Source organism: Flavobacterium sp. (assembly GCF_043773265.1).
Lineage (GTDB): Bacteria > Bacteroidota > Bacteroidia > Flavobacteriales > Flavobacteriaceae > Flavobacterium.
On record NZ_JAYVFH010000085.1, the window covers coordinates 1 to 14158 of the forward strand.

General features: G+C 33.2%; 16 protein-coding genes and 1 pseudogene. 10 read left to right on the forward strand and 7 right to left on the reverse strand.

The annotated features are described in order from the left end of the window. From ACH2BO_RS04540 to ACH2BO_RS04550, 3 genes are all read left to right on the forward strand, one after another. On the forward strand, positions 1-884 hold an 884-nt coding region (locus tag ACH2BO_RS04540), incomplete at its 5' end, for a nucleoside recognition domain-containing protein (protein ID WP_395043563.1). Positions 885-924: 40 nt separating this feature from the next. Continuing rightward, the gene (locus ACH2BO_RS04545; RefSeq protein ID WP_395043564.1) at positions 925-1758 is read left to right on the forward strand and encodes a hypothetical protein; all 834 of its coding nucleotides are present in this window, start codon (positions 925-927) and stop codon (positions 1756-1758) included. 9 nt (positions 1759-1767) lie between these two features. Then, positions 1768-1890 (forward strand): FeoB-associated Cys-rich membrane protein, encoded by a 123-nt coding sequence (locus ACH2BO_RS04550; protein WP_395043565.1) that lies wholly within the window; start codon positions 1768-1770, stop codon positions 1888-1890. Here the strand turns inward: ACH2BO_RS04550 and ACH2BO_RS04555 are convergent. From ACH2BO_RS04555 to ACH2BO_RS04565, 3 genes are read right to left on the reverse strand one after another with little or no spacing between them, the layout of a single operon-like run. Next, positions 1887-2273, reverse strand: a complete 387-nt coding sequence (locus ACH2BO_RS04555; protein WP_395043566.1) for a hypothetical protein — start codon at positions 2271-2273, stop codon at positions 1887-1889. The genes ACH2BO_RS04550 and ACH2BO_RS04555 overlap by 4 nt on opposite strands. Positions 2274-2283: 10 nt before the next feature. Continuing rightward, on the reverse strand, positions 2284-2937 hold the full coding sequence (locus ACH2BO_RS04560; protein WP_395043567.1) for a metal-dependent transcriptional regulator: 654 nt from the start codon (positions 2935-2937) through the stop codon (positions 2284-2286). A gap of 60 nt (positions 2938-2997) precedes the next feature. Beyond that, positions 2998-4869, reverse strand: coding sequence for an Nramp family divalent metal transporter (locus tag ACH2BO_RS04565; protein WP_395043568.1), 1872 nt, complete (start codon positions 4867-4869; stop codon positions 2998-3000). An 87-nt stretch (positions 4870-4956) separates the two neighbouring features. On the opposite strand from ACH2BO_RS04565, the gene ACH2BO_RS04570 reads away from it, so the two are divergent. Beyond that, the gene (locus ACH2BO_RS04570) at positions 4957-5700 is read left to right on the forward strand and encodes a transporter (protein WP_395043569.1); all 744 of its coding nucleotides are present in this window, start codon (positions 4957-4959) and stop codon (positions 5698-5700) included. 1 nt (position 5701) lies between these two features. After that, positions 5702-6862: a lycopene cyclase family protein gene (locus ACH2BO_RS04575; RefSeq protein ID WP_395043570.1), complete on the forward strand. Its 1161-nt coding sequence runs from the start codon at positions 5702-5704 to the stop codon at positions 6860-6862. Here ACH2BO_RS04575 and ACH2BO_RS04580 read toward each other — a convergent pair. Next, on the reverse strand, positions 6842-7210 hold the full coding sequence (locus ACH2BO_RS04580) for a hypothetical protein (protein ID WP_395043571.1): 369 nt from the start codon (positions 7208-7210) through the stop codon (positions 6842-6844). The genes ACH2BO_RS04575 and ACH2BO_RS04580 overlap by 21 nt on opposite strands. A 132-nt stretch (positions 7211-7342) precedes the next feature. On the opposite strand from ACH2BO_RS04580, the gene ACH2BO_RS04585 reads away from it, so the two are divergent. The 5 genes and pseudogenes from ACH2BO_RS04585 to ACH2BO_RS04605 all read left to right on the forward strand — a co-directional run bounded on the left by ACH2BO_RS04585 (position 7343) and on the right by ACH2BO_RS04605 (position 12860). Continuing rightward, entirely contained in the window at positions 7343-7753 is a 411-nt protein-coding gene (locus tag ACH2BO_RS04585) for a BrxA/BrxB family bacilliredoxin (protein WP_395043572.1), read from the forward strand. A gap of 347 nt (positions 7754-8100) precedes the next feature. Beyond that, positions 8101-9459, forward strand: coding sequence for a rhodanese-related sulfurtransferase (locus ACH2BO_RS04590; RefSeq protein WP_395043573.1), 1359 nt, complete (start codon positions 8101-8103; stop codon positions 9457-9459). Positions 9460-9620: 161 nt separating this feature from the next. Then, positions 9621-10849 (forward strand): annotated as a pseudogene (locus ACH2BO_RS04595) (stage 0 sporulation family protein). Then, positions 10833-11318, forward strand: coding sequence for a gliding motility lipoprotein GldH (locus tag ACH2BO_RS04600; RefSeq protein WP_395043574.1), 486 nt, complete (start codon positions 10833-10835; stop codon positions 11316-11318). The pseudogene ACH2BO_RS04595 and the gene ACH2BO_RS04600 overlap by 17 nt, the downstream one beginning before the upstream one ends. A 6-nt stretch (positions 11319-11324) precedes the next feature. Further along, on the forward strand, positions 11325-12860 hold the full coding sequence (locus ACH2BO_RS04605) for a transglycosylase domain-containing protein (RefSeq protein WP_395043575.1): 1536 nt from the start codon (positions 11325-11327) through the stop codon (positions 12858-12860). Here the strand turns inward: ACH2BO_RS04605 and ACH2BO_RS04610 are convergent. From ACH2BO_RS04610 to ACH2BO_RS04620, 3 genes are all read right to left on the reverse strand, one after another. Beyond that, positions 12809-13087, reverse strand: a complete 279-nt coding sequence (locus ACH2BO_RS04610) for a hypothetical protein (protein ID WP_395043576.1) — start codon at positions 13085-13087, stop codon at positions 12809-12811. The two genes, ACH2BO_RS04605 and ACH2BO_RS04610, sit on opposite strands and share 52 nt — an antisense overlap. Next, the gene (locus tag ACH2BO_RS04615) at positions 13084-13635 is read right to left on the reverse strand and encodes a hypothetical protein (protein WP_395043577.1); all 552 of its coding nucleotides are present in this window, start codon (positions 13633-13635) and stop codon (positions 13084-13086) included. Before ACH2BO_RS04615 ends, ACH2BO_RS04610 begins: the two co-directional genes overlap by 4 nt. Before the next feature lie 121 nt (positions 13636-13756). Continuing rightward, a partial coding sequence (locus tag ACH2BO_RS04620) for a hypothetical protein (RefSeq protein ID WP_395043578.1) occupies positions 13757-14158 on the reverse strand: 402 nt, incomplete at its 5' end.

Consider the following 14158-nt stretch of genomic DNA (forward strand, 5'->3'; position numbering starts at 1 on the left):
GGAAAGAACGATTAATAACAATTTTGGTTACGCCATTTACAACTTGCTCTGCAAGATTACCAGTTTACGCCATTTTAATTTCGTTAATAATTCCAGATAAAAAAGTCCTCGGATTCTTTTCTTTACAAGGATTTACCTTGATGGTTTTGTATCTTTTAGGGTTTTTTATGGCAATTGTTTCGGCAATTATTTTAAATAAAATTTTAAAATTTAATACCAAATCGTACTTTGTTGTAGAAATGCCAAGTTATAAAATTCCGCTTTTTAAAAATGTTGGAATTAATGTGTTGGAAAAAACTAAATCGTTTGTTTTTGGTGCAGGAAAAATCATTTTGGCGATATCCGTTATTCTTTGGTTTTTAGGTTCTCATGGACCAAGTAAGGAATTTGATAATGCCAAAGAAATAGTAACCGAGCGAATTTATTCTGAAAATAAAGTATTGAATCCTTCAAATGTTGAAAATCAAATTAGTGCTTTCAAATTAGAAAAATCTTACATAGGAATTATCGGAAAAACAATAGAACCTGTTTTAAAACCATTAGGTTACGATTGGAAAATTGGTATTGCCGTAATTACTTCATTTGCAGCAAGAGAAGTTTTTGTGGGAACTTTGGCAACCATTTACAGTGTTGGAAATAATGATGACGAATCGACCATAAAAAACAAAATGGCTGCCGAAATTAAACCTGATGGAAGCAAGATTTTTAACTTTGCAACAGGCGTTTCTTTACTATTATTTTACGCTTTTGCAATGCAATGTGTAAGCACGCTTGCCATTGTAAAAAAAGAAACTAATTCTTGGAAATGGCCAATAATTCAATTGGTTTTTATGAGTGGATTTGCCTATTTAATTGCTTTAACGGCTTTTCAAGTTTTAAAATAAATTGGCTCTATTTTTGATGAGTTTTTCAAAACCAATTGCTATGATCAAATTTTTATACTTATTTTTAATAGTTTTTCTTCTGCAAAATTCTGTTGTTTTTTCTCAAAGTAAAATTAATAAATCTAAAAAAGAACTCAATACTAATTCAGGTTCGAAAACAACAACTACCACTTCAAGCTCTAGTAATTCTAACAATAATCGTTCTAATAATTCTAATGTTTTTGCAGATATTTTTGTAAATATTACTTGGGGGATTTTTAAATATGGCTTTATTGGGGATTATAAAAACGAAAATCATTTGAATTATAACTTGACGAAATATCCATATTATAATGGAAAATCTGGAAATTTTGAAAATGCTCAAATGGATTCTGTTTCTAAAAACAAAGCAAGATTAGACATAGAAAATAGTTTTGTTTACAACAGTAATTCGTTGTTTGGAAATCATCTTAAAGCTAAAATTAGACCTTTTCAATATTTATATTTTCAAAGCGATTTTCACCAATTATTTGAAATTAATAAAATTGACAATACAAATTCGCGTTTGTCTTTGTTTCAATTTAACTTAAATTATGATAGAATTAGATTTGAAAAGTTTAACTTTGGTTGGAATCTTGGCGCAACTTATGTTGGAAATGAAGTTAAAAAAGTGGGATTGGCTTACGGATTAAACGCTGAATATTTTATGAACAATAACCTTAGTTTTTCTGCAGCATCTAAATGGTCTCAGATTAATAACTTGCCAGTTAATACATTAGAATTTCAAAGTAAGTTTCACAAAAAAAACTACTTTTTCTCTTTAGGATTAGAACATTTAAAGATTGCAACACCAACATATAATTTTATTGCTCTTGGTGGCGGAATATATTTTTAAAACACAACTATGAACATTCAAGAAATATTAGTTTACATAGTTTTAATAATTGCAATTGCTTTCTTATATCAAAAGTTTTTTGGCAAAAAAAAACCTAAGAAAGATTGTGGCGACGATTGTGGTTGTCATTAATCTTCAAATAAAATTTGAATAAACTTCTTTTTAAAATCTACATCAACACCAACTTTTGGATATGGCAAAACGCTAATTGTTTTTATCTTTTTAGGATAATAATTTTCAAACCACATCGTGTTTTTATCTAAGTTTTGATTGTTAAAAACAATTTTTTTTTCTTCTACAAATTTCTTGTCATTATAAACTTCAACAACAACTGAAACTTCTCCTGCCCAAGCGCAAACTACATTTTCTGGACAACGTGAATCGTTTAAAATGCTTTTCAATTTGAGATGAAATCCTTTTTTTGAAATGCACTTTTTGGATGTAATATTAACTTGCGATTGAGAGAACGAAAATAAACTTACTGAAAGAAATAATAATAAAAATAGCTTTTTCATAATGGTAAAGTTACTCAATTTTTACAAATAAATTACTTGCAATTTTATTAGAAATAGTCATTTCTTGAGTGTTAATTTTAATTTTTAGTGACAAATCAAAATCTTCTTTAGATATAATTTCGATATTGGTTCCTAAAGAAATTCCTTGTTTGTCAAGATATTTCAAAAATTCTGACGAAGTATCTTTTACTCCAACGCAAATTCCTATTTGACTGGCTGATAAATCACAAAGCAATTGTTTTTCAATTTTGATAATTCTTCCGTTTGCGTCTGGAATTGAATCGCCGTGTGGATCTTCGGTAGGATTACCCAAAAAATCGTCCAATTTATTGATTAATTTTTCAGATTTTATGTGTTCTAATTGTTCTGCAACATCGTGAACTTCATCCCAAGAAAAATCTAATTTTTCTACCAAGAAAACCTCCCATAATCGATGTTTTCTAACAATCATTTTGGCAGATAATTTTCCTTTCTCGGTGAGTGAAACACCTTGATATTTTTTATAATTTATTAAATCTTTTTCTGCCAATTTCTTCAACATATCGGTTACAGACGATGCTTTGGTTTCCATTTTTTCGGCAATTGCATTGGTGCTCACTTCGTTGACTAAAACTTGTGTAAGATGGTAAATAGTTTTTAAATAATTTTCTTCTGAAAATGTCATTTGATATTTTTTAGTTAAACCTCAAAGGTTTTATAAAATTTTGAGGTTTGTGGTAGTAATTTAATTCTTTACAATAAACAACGGAATTGATATTTTATGACGCAATTTATCGACAGTTGTTCCAAATAATATATCTTTAAAACCAGTGTGACCGTGAGTTCCCATTACAAGAATATCAAAATTTCCTTCGTTTATTATTTTAGCAATTGTGGCATTTGGTTTCCCAAATCCTAATTTTGTTTCTACTTTATATCCTTTTTGAATAAGCATTTCTTGATAGTCTTTCAATAATTTTTCGTCAATTGTGGTTTCGTAATCATTAACGTTTTTTCCATAAATCATTGCGCCAACCGTTTCTACAACATGAATTAAAGTGTATTTTGCTTCCATTCCACCAAGTTCAAATGCACTATTAATTGCAATTTCATCTGCAGATGAAAAATCTACCGAAACTGCAATGTTCTTTTTGGTAGAAATTCCAATTTGAGAAAATTTAAGTTGCAAATTGTGTGGCGAATGTTTATCGATATTATGTTTTGCCTTGGTAATAAATGGTTTAAAAACGATATAAAGCAATAAAATTAAAAATCCAAATGCCAACGGAACAACAGTAAACCAAAGAATTATTGGATTGCTAGAAGTTTCTAACCAACCTTTAATTTCGTTGAAAACCAATTTTGCGTTTAGCGATACAATAATTAATGCCACAGTCCAAGAAGCAATTTGTGTGATTTTAGATATGTGAAATCCTTTCATTTTAGATTTATCTGAAACAAAATGAATTAACGGAATTATTGCAAAACCAAGTTGTAAGCTCAAAATTACTTGACTTAAAATTAGCATTTTACCAGTTACGCTTTCGCCAAATATTGAGATAATAATTACTGCCGGAACGATTGCAATGAGTCGAGTTATGATACGTCTAACCCAAGGTTGAATTCGCAAATTCAAATAACCTTCCATAATAATTTGTCCCGCCAAAGTTCCAGTAATTGTAGAACTTTGTCCAGCAGCAATCAACGCTACTGCAAATAAAATTGGCGCCCATTGTGTTCCTAGCATCGGTTCTAAAAGTCGGTGTGCATCTTGAATTTCAGCAACTTCAAACAATCCGTTTTTATAAAATGTGGCTGCCGCCAAAATTAATATCGCCGCATTTACAAAAAAAGCCAAGTTTAATGCGATGGTAGAATCTATAAAATTATATTTCAGCGCTTGCTTAATTCCGGCTTTGCTTCTATCAAATTTTCGAGTTTGAACTAATGACGAGTGTAAGTATAAATTATGTGGCATTACTGTTGCACCAATAATTCCGATGGCAATATAAAGTGCTTCTTCGCTTGGTAAACTTGGAATTAAACCTTTCAAAATGCTTCCCACTTCTGGCTGTGCAAAAACCATTTCAAAAATGAACGAAAATCCAATGATGGCAACTAATGCAATAATAAATGCTTCCATTTTTCGAATGCCTTTATTTATTAAAAACAACAACAAAAAAGTATCTAAAACAGTGATAACAACACCTTGAAGTAACGGAATTCCGAAGAGTAAATTCAATCCAATTGCCATTCCTAGAACTTCGGCAAGATCGCAAGCAGCAATAGCAATTTCGGCAAGAAAATAAAGAATATAATTGATGAATTTAGAATAGGTTTCTCTTGATGCTTGCGCCAAATCGCGTTGCGTAACTATTCCTAATCGTGCGCTCAAACTCTGTAAAAGCAACGCCATAATATTACTCATAAGTAAAACCCAAAGTAAGGAATACCCAAACTGACTTCCACCAGCCAAGTCGGTTGCCCAATTCCCAGGATCCATATATCCAACCGAAATTAAATAAGCTGGACCAAAAAACGCTAATATTTTTCTGAAAACAGTGGTTTTACCTTGCGTAGCAACAGATTCGTTTACTTCTTCTAATGATTTACTCATAGCAATTTTCTTTTTCAAGAAACAAATATAAAAAATAAATTCGATACAAGTAAATATTTTTTTAGCTTTGTCTAAAAATTAATAATTATGAAAAATATTATCTTTGTATTTCTGATATTAATCTCTCCAATTATTGTTGCTCAAACTACAGAACCCATTCAAGCCGACAGACCAGATCAAACAGAAACGCCAGCAATTGTTCCAAAAGGAATGTTTCAAGTAGAAACCGGATTTACATTTCAGAAAAATAATAAATTTAGTAAAAACAATACATTACCAACTGTTTTATGGAAATATGGCGTAAACGAAAATTTTGAATTGAGATTAATTACGGAATTTTTATCAGAAAAAAATTATGATGAAAAACAAGAAGGTTTATCGCCAATTTATATAGGTTTCAAAGTGAAAATAGCCGAAGAAAAAGGAATTGTACCCAAAACTTCTTTCATTGCACATATTAGTTTACCAAGCGCAGCTTCAACAAAATATAAAACCGAATTTTATGCACCAGAATTTCGATTTGTAATGCAACATACTTTGTCAAAAAAAATGAGTTTGAGTTATAATTTGGGTGCAGAATGGGATGGGTTTTCTGCTGAACCAACATTTATATACACCTTAACAACTGGGTATTCTATTACAAATAAATTGGGATCTTATATAGAATTATTCGGTTTCGCACCTCAAAAATCAAAAGCCAATCACAATTTTGATGCAGGAATTACCTATTTGATAAACAATAATTTTATGTTAGATTTGTCTTCGGGAATTGGCATTACTAAAAATGCACCAGATCATTATTTAGCAGTAGGTTTTTCATTTAGAATTTAATATGCAACATTACCATTACATTTTCACAGGTTCAGGATTATCGGCATTAATGACCGTTTATGAAATGATTTTGTCTGGAAAATTTACTGACAAAACTATTTTATTATTGGATGAAAATCCTAAAAAATCTAACGATAGAACTTGGTGTTTTTGGGATAACAAACCATCAAAATTTGATAAAATAATTTCTAAAAAATGGAACGTAGCTCTTTTTGCCGATGAAAATTTTAAACGAAATTTAGATTTGAATCCTTATAATTACAATATGATTCGTGGTTTAGATTTTTATAATATGGTTTTTGATTTAATTTCTAAACAAGATAACATTCATTTTGTTAATCAAAAAGTTACCAGTTTTGAGGAATTAGGAAATCATTGCATTGTAAAAACAGAAACAGAAAATTACACTTGTAACAAAATTTTCAATTCTATATACAATCCAGAAATTGTAAAAAATCAAACGAAATATCCACTTTTATCTCAACATTTTATTGGTTGGTTTATAAAATCTAAAGAAGAAGTTTTTGATAAAAACATTGCTTCGTTTATGGATTTTTCTGTCGAACAAAGAGGAAACACTCGATTTATGTATGTTCTTCCAACTTCTTCAACTGAAGCTTTGATAGAATATACGTTATTTTCTGAAGATTTATTATCCAAAGAAGAATATGAAAATGAAATTCAAGATTATATTAAAAAATTAGGGATTTCAGACTATGAAATCGTCGAAAAAGAGCAAGGAAATATCCCAATGACAAGTTTTAAATTTTGGAAACACAATACTCAAAATATAATAAATATTGGTTCTGCTGGTGGTTGGACAAAGGCAAGTACCGGATTTACATTTAAAAACACTACCAAAAAAGCAAAGCAATTAGTTCGCTATTTATCTCAAAACACTTCGAGAGCGCTCAGTGCGACAGACTTTAGAAAATTTCATAAAGTAGATAAATTTTGGTTTTATGATTTGTTATTTTTAGATGTTTTATCCAGAAGAAATGATTTAGGTTCTAAAGTATTTTCATCATTATTCCAAAAAGGAAATCCAACTTTAATATTTAAATTTCTCGATGAAGAAACATCGTTTTGGGAAGATTTACAAGTGATTTGGAAATGCCCGAAAAGATTGTTTGTTAAAGCATTATTTAGAAGAATTTTGTAATTTAAAATATTTGATAATTTTAGAAATAACGGCAATTAGATACATAAACGTTATAAAAACTAAATCACGAAAAGCTTCTATGGTTTTTATAAGCGCTTCGTTATTTTTTTGCAAGTGATAAAGTAATTTTTTTTTGTTTTCTAGGTCTGAAACATCATAAGGAAATCCTGAAAAAATATGAGGTATTGAAAGCATCAACAACAAGATTGCTATTCCGTACGAATACAACATGTATTGTAACGTTAATTTCAAATTATTCTTTTTTGTAATAATTAGGTAACCTATAAAAAATACAACTAGGAATCCAATTTTAATGTAAAACTTGTCAAAATGTTCTAAAAAATCCATTATTATATATTTTAAAAATGTAAACATAACAAATCTTTATGACTTCTTTAAAAGTTACTTTTAGATTTCTCACTATCTTTGCAATAGATTTTTAAATCTAATATCGTATATCTAATATCTAAAATTAAAAAAATGTATCCAGAAGAAATGGTAAAACCAATGAGAGCAGAATTATCTGACGCTGGTTTTCAAAATTTATATAGTTCAGAAGCGGTAGAAAACGCTATAAAAGCAGAAGGAACAACGCTTGTAGTTGTAAATTCGGTTTGTGGTTGTGCTGCAAGAAATGCTCGTCCAGGAGCAAAAATGAGTTTGGATGGAGCTAAAAAACCTGATCATTTAGTTACAGTTTTTGCAGGTGTTGATAAAGATGCGGTTGATGCTGCGCGTCAACATATGTTTCCTTTTCCACCATCGTCACCAAGCATGGCATTGTTTAAAAATGGCGAATTGGTTCACATGTTAGAACGTCATCATATTGAAGGAAGACCAGCAGAAATGATTGCTGAGAACTTGAAAGATGCTTACGCAGAATTCTGTTAAAATTGCCACAAAGTCGCTAAGACATTAAGGAAATTTAAAAAATTTATTTAAACCATTACGAAAGTTAAGAGAATTAAGAGTAATACTTAATGAAACTAAATATCTTAATGGTTTATTTTTTTAATATCCTCAAGAAATCATCTATAACTAAGTCATAAAAATATTAATTTGATTTTTAAAACATTAAGAAAGTTAAGAGAATTAAGAGTAAATACTTAATGAAACTTAATATCTTAATGGTTTATTTTTTTATATAAAAAGTTATCTTTGCTCAAGAATTCTTCCATTTAGAGTTCAAAATATTTCTGTAACAACGCACTAAAGTGCGCCGCCAAATAGTTTATAGCATGCAACTGTACAACACCTTAAGCGCAGAAGAAAGAGCAGAATTAATTGATAGTTCTGGAAAACAACGACTTACGTTGTCTTTCTACGCGTATTCTAAAATTGAAAATCCCAAAGAATTTCGTGATAATTTATTTCTGGCTTGGAACAATCTTGAAGTTCTTGGCAGAATTTATGTTGCCGCAGAAGGAATAAACGCACAGTTGTCGCTTCCGGCAGATCATTTTTATGCTTTTAAAGATTCGATTGAAATCTATGATTTTATGAAAGGAATTCGGCTGAATGTTGCTGTAGAACACGATGATCATTCGTTTTTAAAACTTACTGTAAAAGTTCGAGATAAAATTGTTGCCGATGGATTAAATGATGATTCGTTGGATGTAACTAATATTGGAATTCATCTGAAAGCTAAAGATTTTAACGATTTACTAGACAATCCAAATACGATTGTTGTAGATATGAGAAATCATTACGAAAGCGAAATTGGTCATTTTGTAAATGCAATTACTCCAGATGTTGAAACTTTTAGAGAAAGTTTACCCATTATTGAAGAACAACTTCAAGAACATAAAGAAGATAAAAACCTGCTAATGTATTGCACTGGCGGAATTCGATGTGAAAAAGCATCTGCCTATTTCAAAAATAAAGGGTTCAAAAATGTGTATCAACTTGAAGGTGGAATTATAGAATATACTCGACAAATAAAAGCCGAAGGTTTAGAAAGTAAATTCATTGGTAAGAACTTTGTTTTTGACCATCGTCTTGGCGAAAGAATTACAGAAGATATTGTTTCGCAATGCCATCAATGTGGAAAACCTTGCGACAATCACACGAATTGCGAAAATGAAGGTTGTCATTTATTATTCATTCAATGTGATGATTGTAAGCAAGTTATGGAAAACTGTTGTTCTGTTGAATGTCGCGATGTAATTAATATGTCTTTGGTAGAACAAGTCAAATTGCGCAAAGGAATCAAGAATGGGAATATGATTTTTAGAAAAGGAAAATCAGACAAGCTTTTATATAAAAATTCTGGAGACTTATCTGATATATCATTAGCAATTGCAGCTAAACCTAAAGACATTCGTCAAAAGATAAAAATTAAAAAAGTGCTTATCGGTAAAGGAGAACATTATTATCCTAAACCTCAAGTTGCATTATTTCTAATAGAAAATGGCGAATTAAAAATTGGCGATAAAATTCTAATTTCGGGTCCAACAACTGGAAATCAAGAATTTATTCTAGAAAAAATGTTAATAAACGGAAAGGATTCTCAAAGTGCTATAGTTGGAAATAAAGTTACTATGAGTTTGCCATTTAGAATTAGATTGTCTGATAAATTGTATAAGATTTTAGACTAATTATTTTAAAAATACACTATTTAAAATTCCAAATTCAAAGCCATAAACTGCTAATTGAATTTGGGATTTTTTTATTGGAATTTATTTTGTAAAAATACTATCTTTACCAATTAATCGTTTTATGAACTAAAGTTGCATTTTGCAACATTACATATATAATTATGGCTTGTACAAGTTGTTCAACCTCAGATGGCGGTGCGCCAAAAGGTTGCAAAAATAATGGAACTTGCGGCACCGATAGCTGCAATAAATTAACTGTTTTCGATTGGTTGGGAAATATGAATTTACCAAACGGACAAACTCCTTTTGATTGCATTGAAATAAGATTCAAAAATGGAAGAAAAGAGTTTTATAGAAATACTGAAAAACTTACATTAAGTATTGGAGATATAGTCGCTACTGAAGCTTCTCCAGGTCATGATGTTGGTATCGTAACTCTTACTGGTGAACTGGTAAAAGTACAAATGAAGAAAAAAGGTGTTGATCACACAAGCTCAGACGTAGCAAAAATTTATAGAAAAGCATCTCAAAGAGATATCGATATTTGGAGTGATGCTCGTGATAAAGAAGAGCCAATGAAAGTAAAAGCTCGTGAAATTGCTATTGCTTTAAAGTTACAAATGAAAATTTCTGATATTGAATTTCAAGGCGATGGATCAAAAGCGATTTTTTATTACACAGCCGAAGACAGAGTAGATTTTAGACAATTAATAAAAGAATTTGCACAAACATTTAAAGCAAGAATAGAGATGAAACAAGTTGGTTTCCGTCAAGAAGCAGCTCGACTTGGAGGAATTGGTTCTTGTGGTCGCGAATTGTGTTGTTCTACTTGGCTAACCGATTTTAGAAGTGTAAATACTTCTGCTGCACGTTACCAACAACTGTCATTAAATCCTCAAAAATTAGCTGGACAATGCGGAAAGTTGAAATGTTGTTTAAATTATGAATTAGATACTTATCTAGATGCATTAAAAGATTTTCCAGATTTTGACACTAAAATTCATACCGAAAAAGGCGATGCAATATGTCAAAAACAAGATATTTTTAAGGATTAATGTGGTTTGCTTATACAGATAATTTTGCAAATTGGCACGTTTTAAAAATAGAACATGTAAGAGAAATTGTTGCTCAAAATAAACAAAAAATTAGAGTTTCATCATTAGAAGATTTTGCAATTGAACTAGTAGTAGAGCAAGAAGCCAACTTTAATAACGCAATGGGACAAGAAAGTTTAACTCGATTTGACCAACCAAAAAAGAGTAAAACCAAAAACAAAAATAAGAATAAAAACAAAATTCAAAACCCAAATCAAGTAGTAAACCCAAATCAGGAACAAAAACCACAAAATAAAAGACCTATAATTATTAAAAAGAATGAAGATAATAAATAGTTTACTGTTTTTTCTATTACTAATTTTAGTTGTTTCTTGTGATAATAAACGTGTTTTTGACCAATATAAATCTGTTGGAAATTCTTGGCACAAAGATAGTATCATAAAGTTTAAATTGCCTCAACTAGAAAGTACAAAAAAGTACAATCTATTTGTAAATGTTAGAGATAACAATGATTATCCTTTTAGCAATTTATTTTTAATTATTTCCTTAGAACAACCAAACAAGAAAGTAATTGTTGACACTTTAGAATATGAAATGGCAAACCCAGATGGTACTTTGATGGGAGAAGGTTTTTCTGATGTTAAGGAAAGTAAATTGTTTTATAAAGAAAAAGCAACATTCAACCTTAAAGGAGATTATAAAATAAAAATTCAACAAGCCGTTAGACAAACTGGCAAAGTTGCTGGTGTAAATGATTTAAAAGGAATAACAGAAATAGGATTTAGAATAGAATCAATAGATTAAAAAATTATGGCTCAAACTAAAAATAATACAACTATTAAAGACATTAAATATTACTCTAGAAAATTTTGGAGACTGTTTTTTTATACCATTGGATGTGTTTTCCTGTTTTTTTTATTTGCTTCTTGGGGATTATTTGGCGCTATGCCATCATTTGAAGAATTAGAAAATCCAGAATCTAACTTAGCAACCGAAGTAATATCATCTGATGGAGTAACTCTAGGAAAATTCTATAATGAAAACAGAACAGCTATCAAATATAAAGATTTACCAAAATCGCTAGTAGACGCATTGATTTCTACAGAAGACGAACGATTTTATGAGCACTCTGGAATTGATGCTAGAAGAACTTTTGGTGCAGCAGTAAAATTAGGAAAAGATGGTGGCGCAAGTACCATTACTCAACAATTAGCCAAATTGTTATTTCATGGCGAAGGTTCAAAATTTCTTCCTTTTAGAATAATTCAAAAAGCAAAAGAATGGATAATCGCAGTTAGACTAGAAAGACAGTACACCAAAGAAGAAATAATTGCTTTATACTTAAACCAAGTTGATTTTGTAAATGGAGCAGTAGGAATTCGCTCAGCTTCAAAGGTTTACTTCGGAAAAGAACCTCGAGATTTAAAAGTAGAAGAAAGTGCATTAATAGTTGGAATGTTAACAAATCCTTCTCTTTTCAATCCTGTTCGTCGTCCAGAAAAAGCAATAAAAAGAAGAAATATTGTTTTAGGACAACTTGTAAGAAACAATCATCTAGAAGAAAGTGCCAAAGAAATTTTATCAAAAAACCCAATAAAATTAGACTTTCATCCAGAAAGTCATCTTGATGGAACTGCAACATATTTTAGAGAATATCTTCGTGACTATATGAAAAATTGGGTAAAAGAAAACAAAAAACCAAATGGAGATGAATATGATATTTATGGAGACGGATTGAAAATTTATACAACTATAGATTCTAAAATTCAAGAACATGCAGAAGCTGCTGTTTTGGCTCACGTAAAAAATCTTCAAGAAGAATTCTGGATACAACAAAGAAATAATAAAAATGCTCCTTTTGTAAACATTACTTCGGCAGAAACTGATAAAATCATTAAACAAGCAATGAAAAATTCAGAAAGATGGCGTATTTTAAAAGCAGATAATAAATCTGATGAAGAAGTTATTGCCTCTTTTAGTAAAAAAACAAAAATGACAATTTTTACTTGGAAAGGAGAAAAAGACACAGTAATAACACCATTAGATTCTATTCGTTATTACAAACATTTTCTACAATCTGGTTTAATGTCAATGGAGCCACAAACTGGGCAAGTAAAAGCTTGGGTTGGAGGAATAAATTATAAATTTTTTCAATATGATCACGTTGGTCAAGGTGCGCGACAAGTTGGTTCAACATTTAAACCATTTGTTTATGCAACTGCTATTGAACAACTTGGTTTATCTCCTTGCGATGTTATGCTTGATGGTCCAGTAGTTATTAGAAAAGGACGTCATCATGGTTCCTCCAAAAACGCATCCACACCCATCGCGGAAACCCGCGCGTAATCGCCGGGACCGGCACCGAGCGTGAAGCGATTCAGCGCGTGCGCGACCGGATCGATTTCCTCGGAAGCGGACGGAGTGAACGGACCATCGAGCGGGCGCTTCAATCCGTGACCCAAATACTGTCCCGCATTTCCCAGCCATCCCTGCGTGCTTTTGAAAATGGCCGCGCTCATCGCAATCGCGCCGGTCCCGGCGACGATGAATTCGCGGCGCGAGGTCTTTTTCATGAAAGCGATGCAGTCGCGGCGACGGGCATTTCCACGGGAGCCGCGGTCGCTGGAACTGCGAACGGTTCCGCCGATTTCGATTTCCACGGACGCGCGAGAAGGAACGCACCGAAGCCGCTCGCGAGGCCGACGTGCAGGAGGAAAAGCCAGCCGAGAAACGGCGTGATGAACACGAGCGCCAGCATCACGCCGCCGCGCAGCGCCTGCTGCCAGATGTCCGCGCTGGGACTTAGATTGCGCCCGATGCGCAGCGCGAGTCCCGACGTTCCGATGAAGCCAAAAAGGATCGCGCCGAATCCGCCGATGAGGGCGACGATTTTGTAGAGCGGATTGGGAACATTGCCGCTGGTGAGCAGCAGCACGATGAGAGGCCCGTAGGTGAAAACGCCGACGAGCAGCGCGCGCACCGGACGCTGTTCATAGACATCGGCAAATGCGCGCGCGGCCTTCGGCCACATTCCCGCCGCGGCGACCCAGTGGCCGAGCAGGATGAGGAACAAGGCAAGGTGAACTGCGACGAGGGCGAGGACGATTCCGGTGTATGGCATGGGATGTTGAGGTTCGCAGTCACAGACGATGGCGCGCGGCGCGAGGTTACGGGAAAATCGACGCGGTCATTTCGACTTCGCTCCTCTCTGCTCGGAATGACCGCTGGACCAGTCGCTCCGCTCACCCCGCATCGTCGTCTTCCCCCGCCGCCTTCCCGCCTTTCTTCTTTCTCTCCGCGAGTTCCATCCGCTCTTGGTACTCGCGATATTCGTCATCGCTGATCGCTCCCCACGCGTCGTATCGCTTCGCTTGGAGCTTCGCGAGATCCGCGGCTTCGCGGATCGGCACGGCGCGGAACGCGGTGTAGGCCGCGGCCTCTTCGTTGAAAGCGGCGACTTCGGCGGGCGCGGCATTTGCCAGTGCGGGTCGGCGCGATTCCATCGACTGATACCACGTGCCGAGCCGCGCGTTGAGTGTCTGGAGCTTCTGCTGTTTGCGCGCGAGCCGCTCCTGATGCTCGAACTTCATCGACTGGAAAAGTCCGTTCCGATCGTCGGCGCTGAGCGAGAAAGTTTTCACTTC

Coding starts and splice junctions, on each gene's coding strand:
- ACH2BO_RS04560 (WP_395043567.1), bottom strand. CDS start 2,937: ATGACATTTTCAGAAGAAAATTATTTAAAAACTATTTACCATCTTACA.
- ACH2BO_RS04590 (WP_395043573.1), top strand. CDS start 8,101: ATGCAACTGTACAACACCTTAAGCGCAGAAGAAAGAGCAGAATTAATT.
- ACH2BO_RS04585 (WP_395043572.1), top strand. CDS start 7,343: ATGTATCCAGAAGAAATGGTAAAACCAATGAGAGCAGAATTATCTGAC.
- ACH2BO_RS04615 (WP_395043577.1), bottom strand. CDS start 13,635: ATGCCATACACCGGAATCGTCCTCGCCCTCGTCGCAGTTCACCTTGCC.
- ACH2BO_RS04605 (WP_395043575.1), top strand. CDS start 11,325: ATGGCTCAAACTAAAAATAATACAACTATTAAAGACATTAAATATTAC.
- ACH2BO_RS04570 (WP_395043569.1), top strand. CDS start 4,957: ATGAAAAATATTATCTTTGTATTTCTGATATTAATCTCTCCAATTATT.
- ACH2BO_RS04545 (WP_395043564.1), top strand. CDS start 925: ATGATCAAATTTTTATACTTATTTTTAATAGTTTTTCTTCTGCAAAAT.
- ACH2BO_RS04555 (WP_395043566.1), bottom strand. CDS start 2,273: ATGAAAAAGCTATTTTTATTATTATTTCTTTCAGTAAGTTTATTTTCG.
- ACH2BO_RS04600 (WP_395043574.1), top strand. CDS start 10,833: ATGAAGATAATAAATAGTTTACTGTTTTTTCTATTACTAATTTTAGTT.
- ACH2BO_RS04580 (WP_395043571.1), bottom strand. CDS start 7,210: ATGGATTTTTTAGAACATTTTGACAAGTTTTACATTAAAATTGGATTC.
- ACH2BO_RS04575 (WP_395043570.1), top strand. CDS start 5,702: ATGCAACATTACCATTACATTTTCACAGGTTCAGGATTATCGGCATTA.
- ACH2BO_RS04550 (WP_395043565.1), top strand. CDS start 1,768: ATGAACATTCAAGAAATATTAGTTTACATAGTTTTAATAATTGCAATT.
- ACH2BO_RS04565 (WP_395043568.1), bottom strand. CDS start 4,869: ATGAGTAAATCATTAGAAGAAGTAAACGAATCTGTTGCTACGCAAGGT.
- ACH2BO_RS04610 (WP_395043576.1), bottom strand. CDS start 13,087: ATGAAAAAGACCTCGCGCCGCGAATTCATCGTCGCCGGGACCGGCGCG.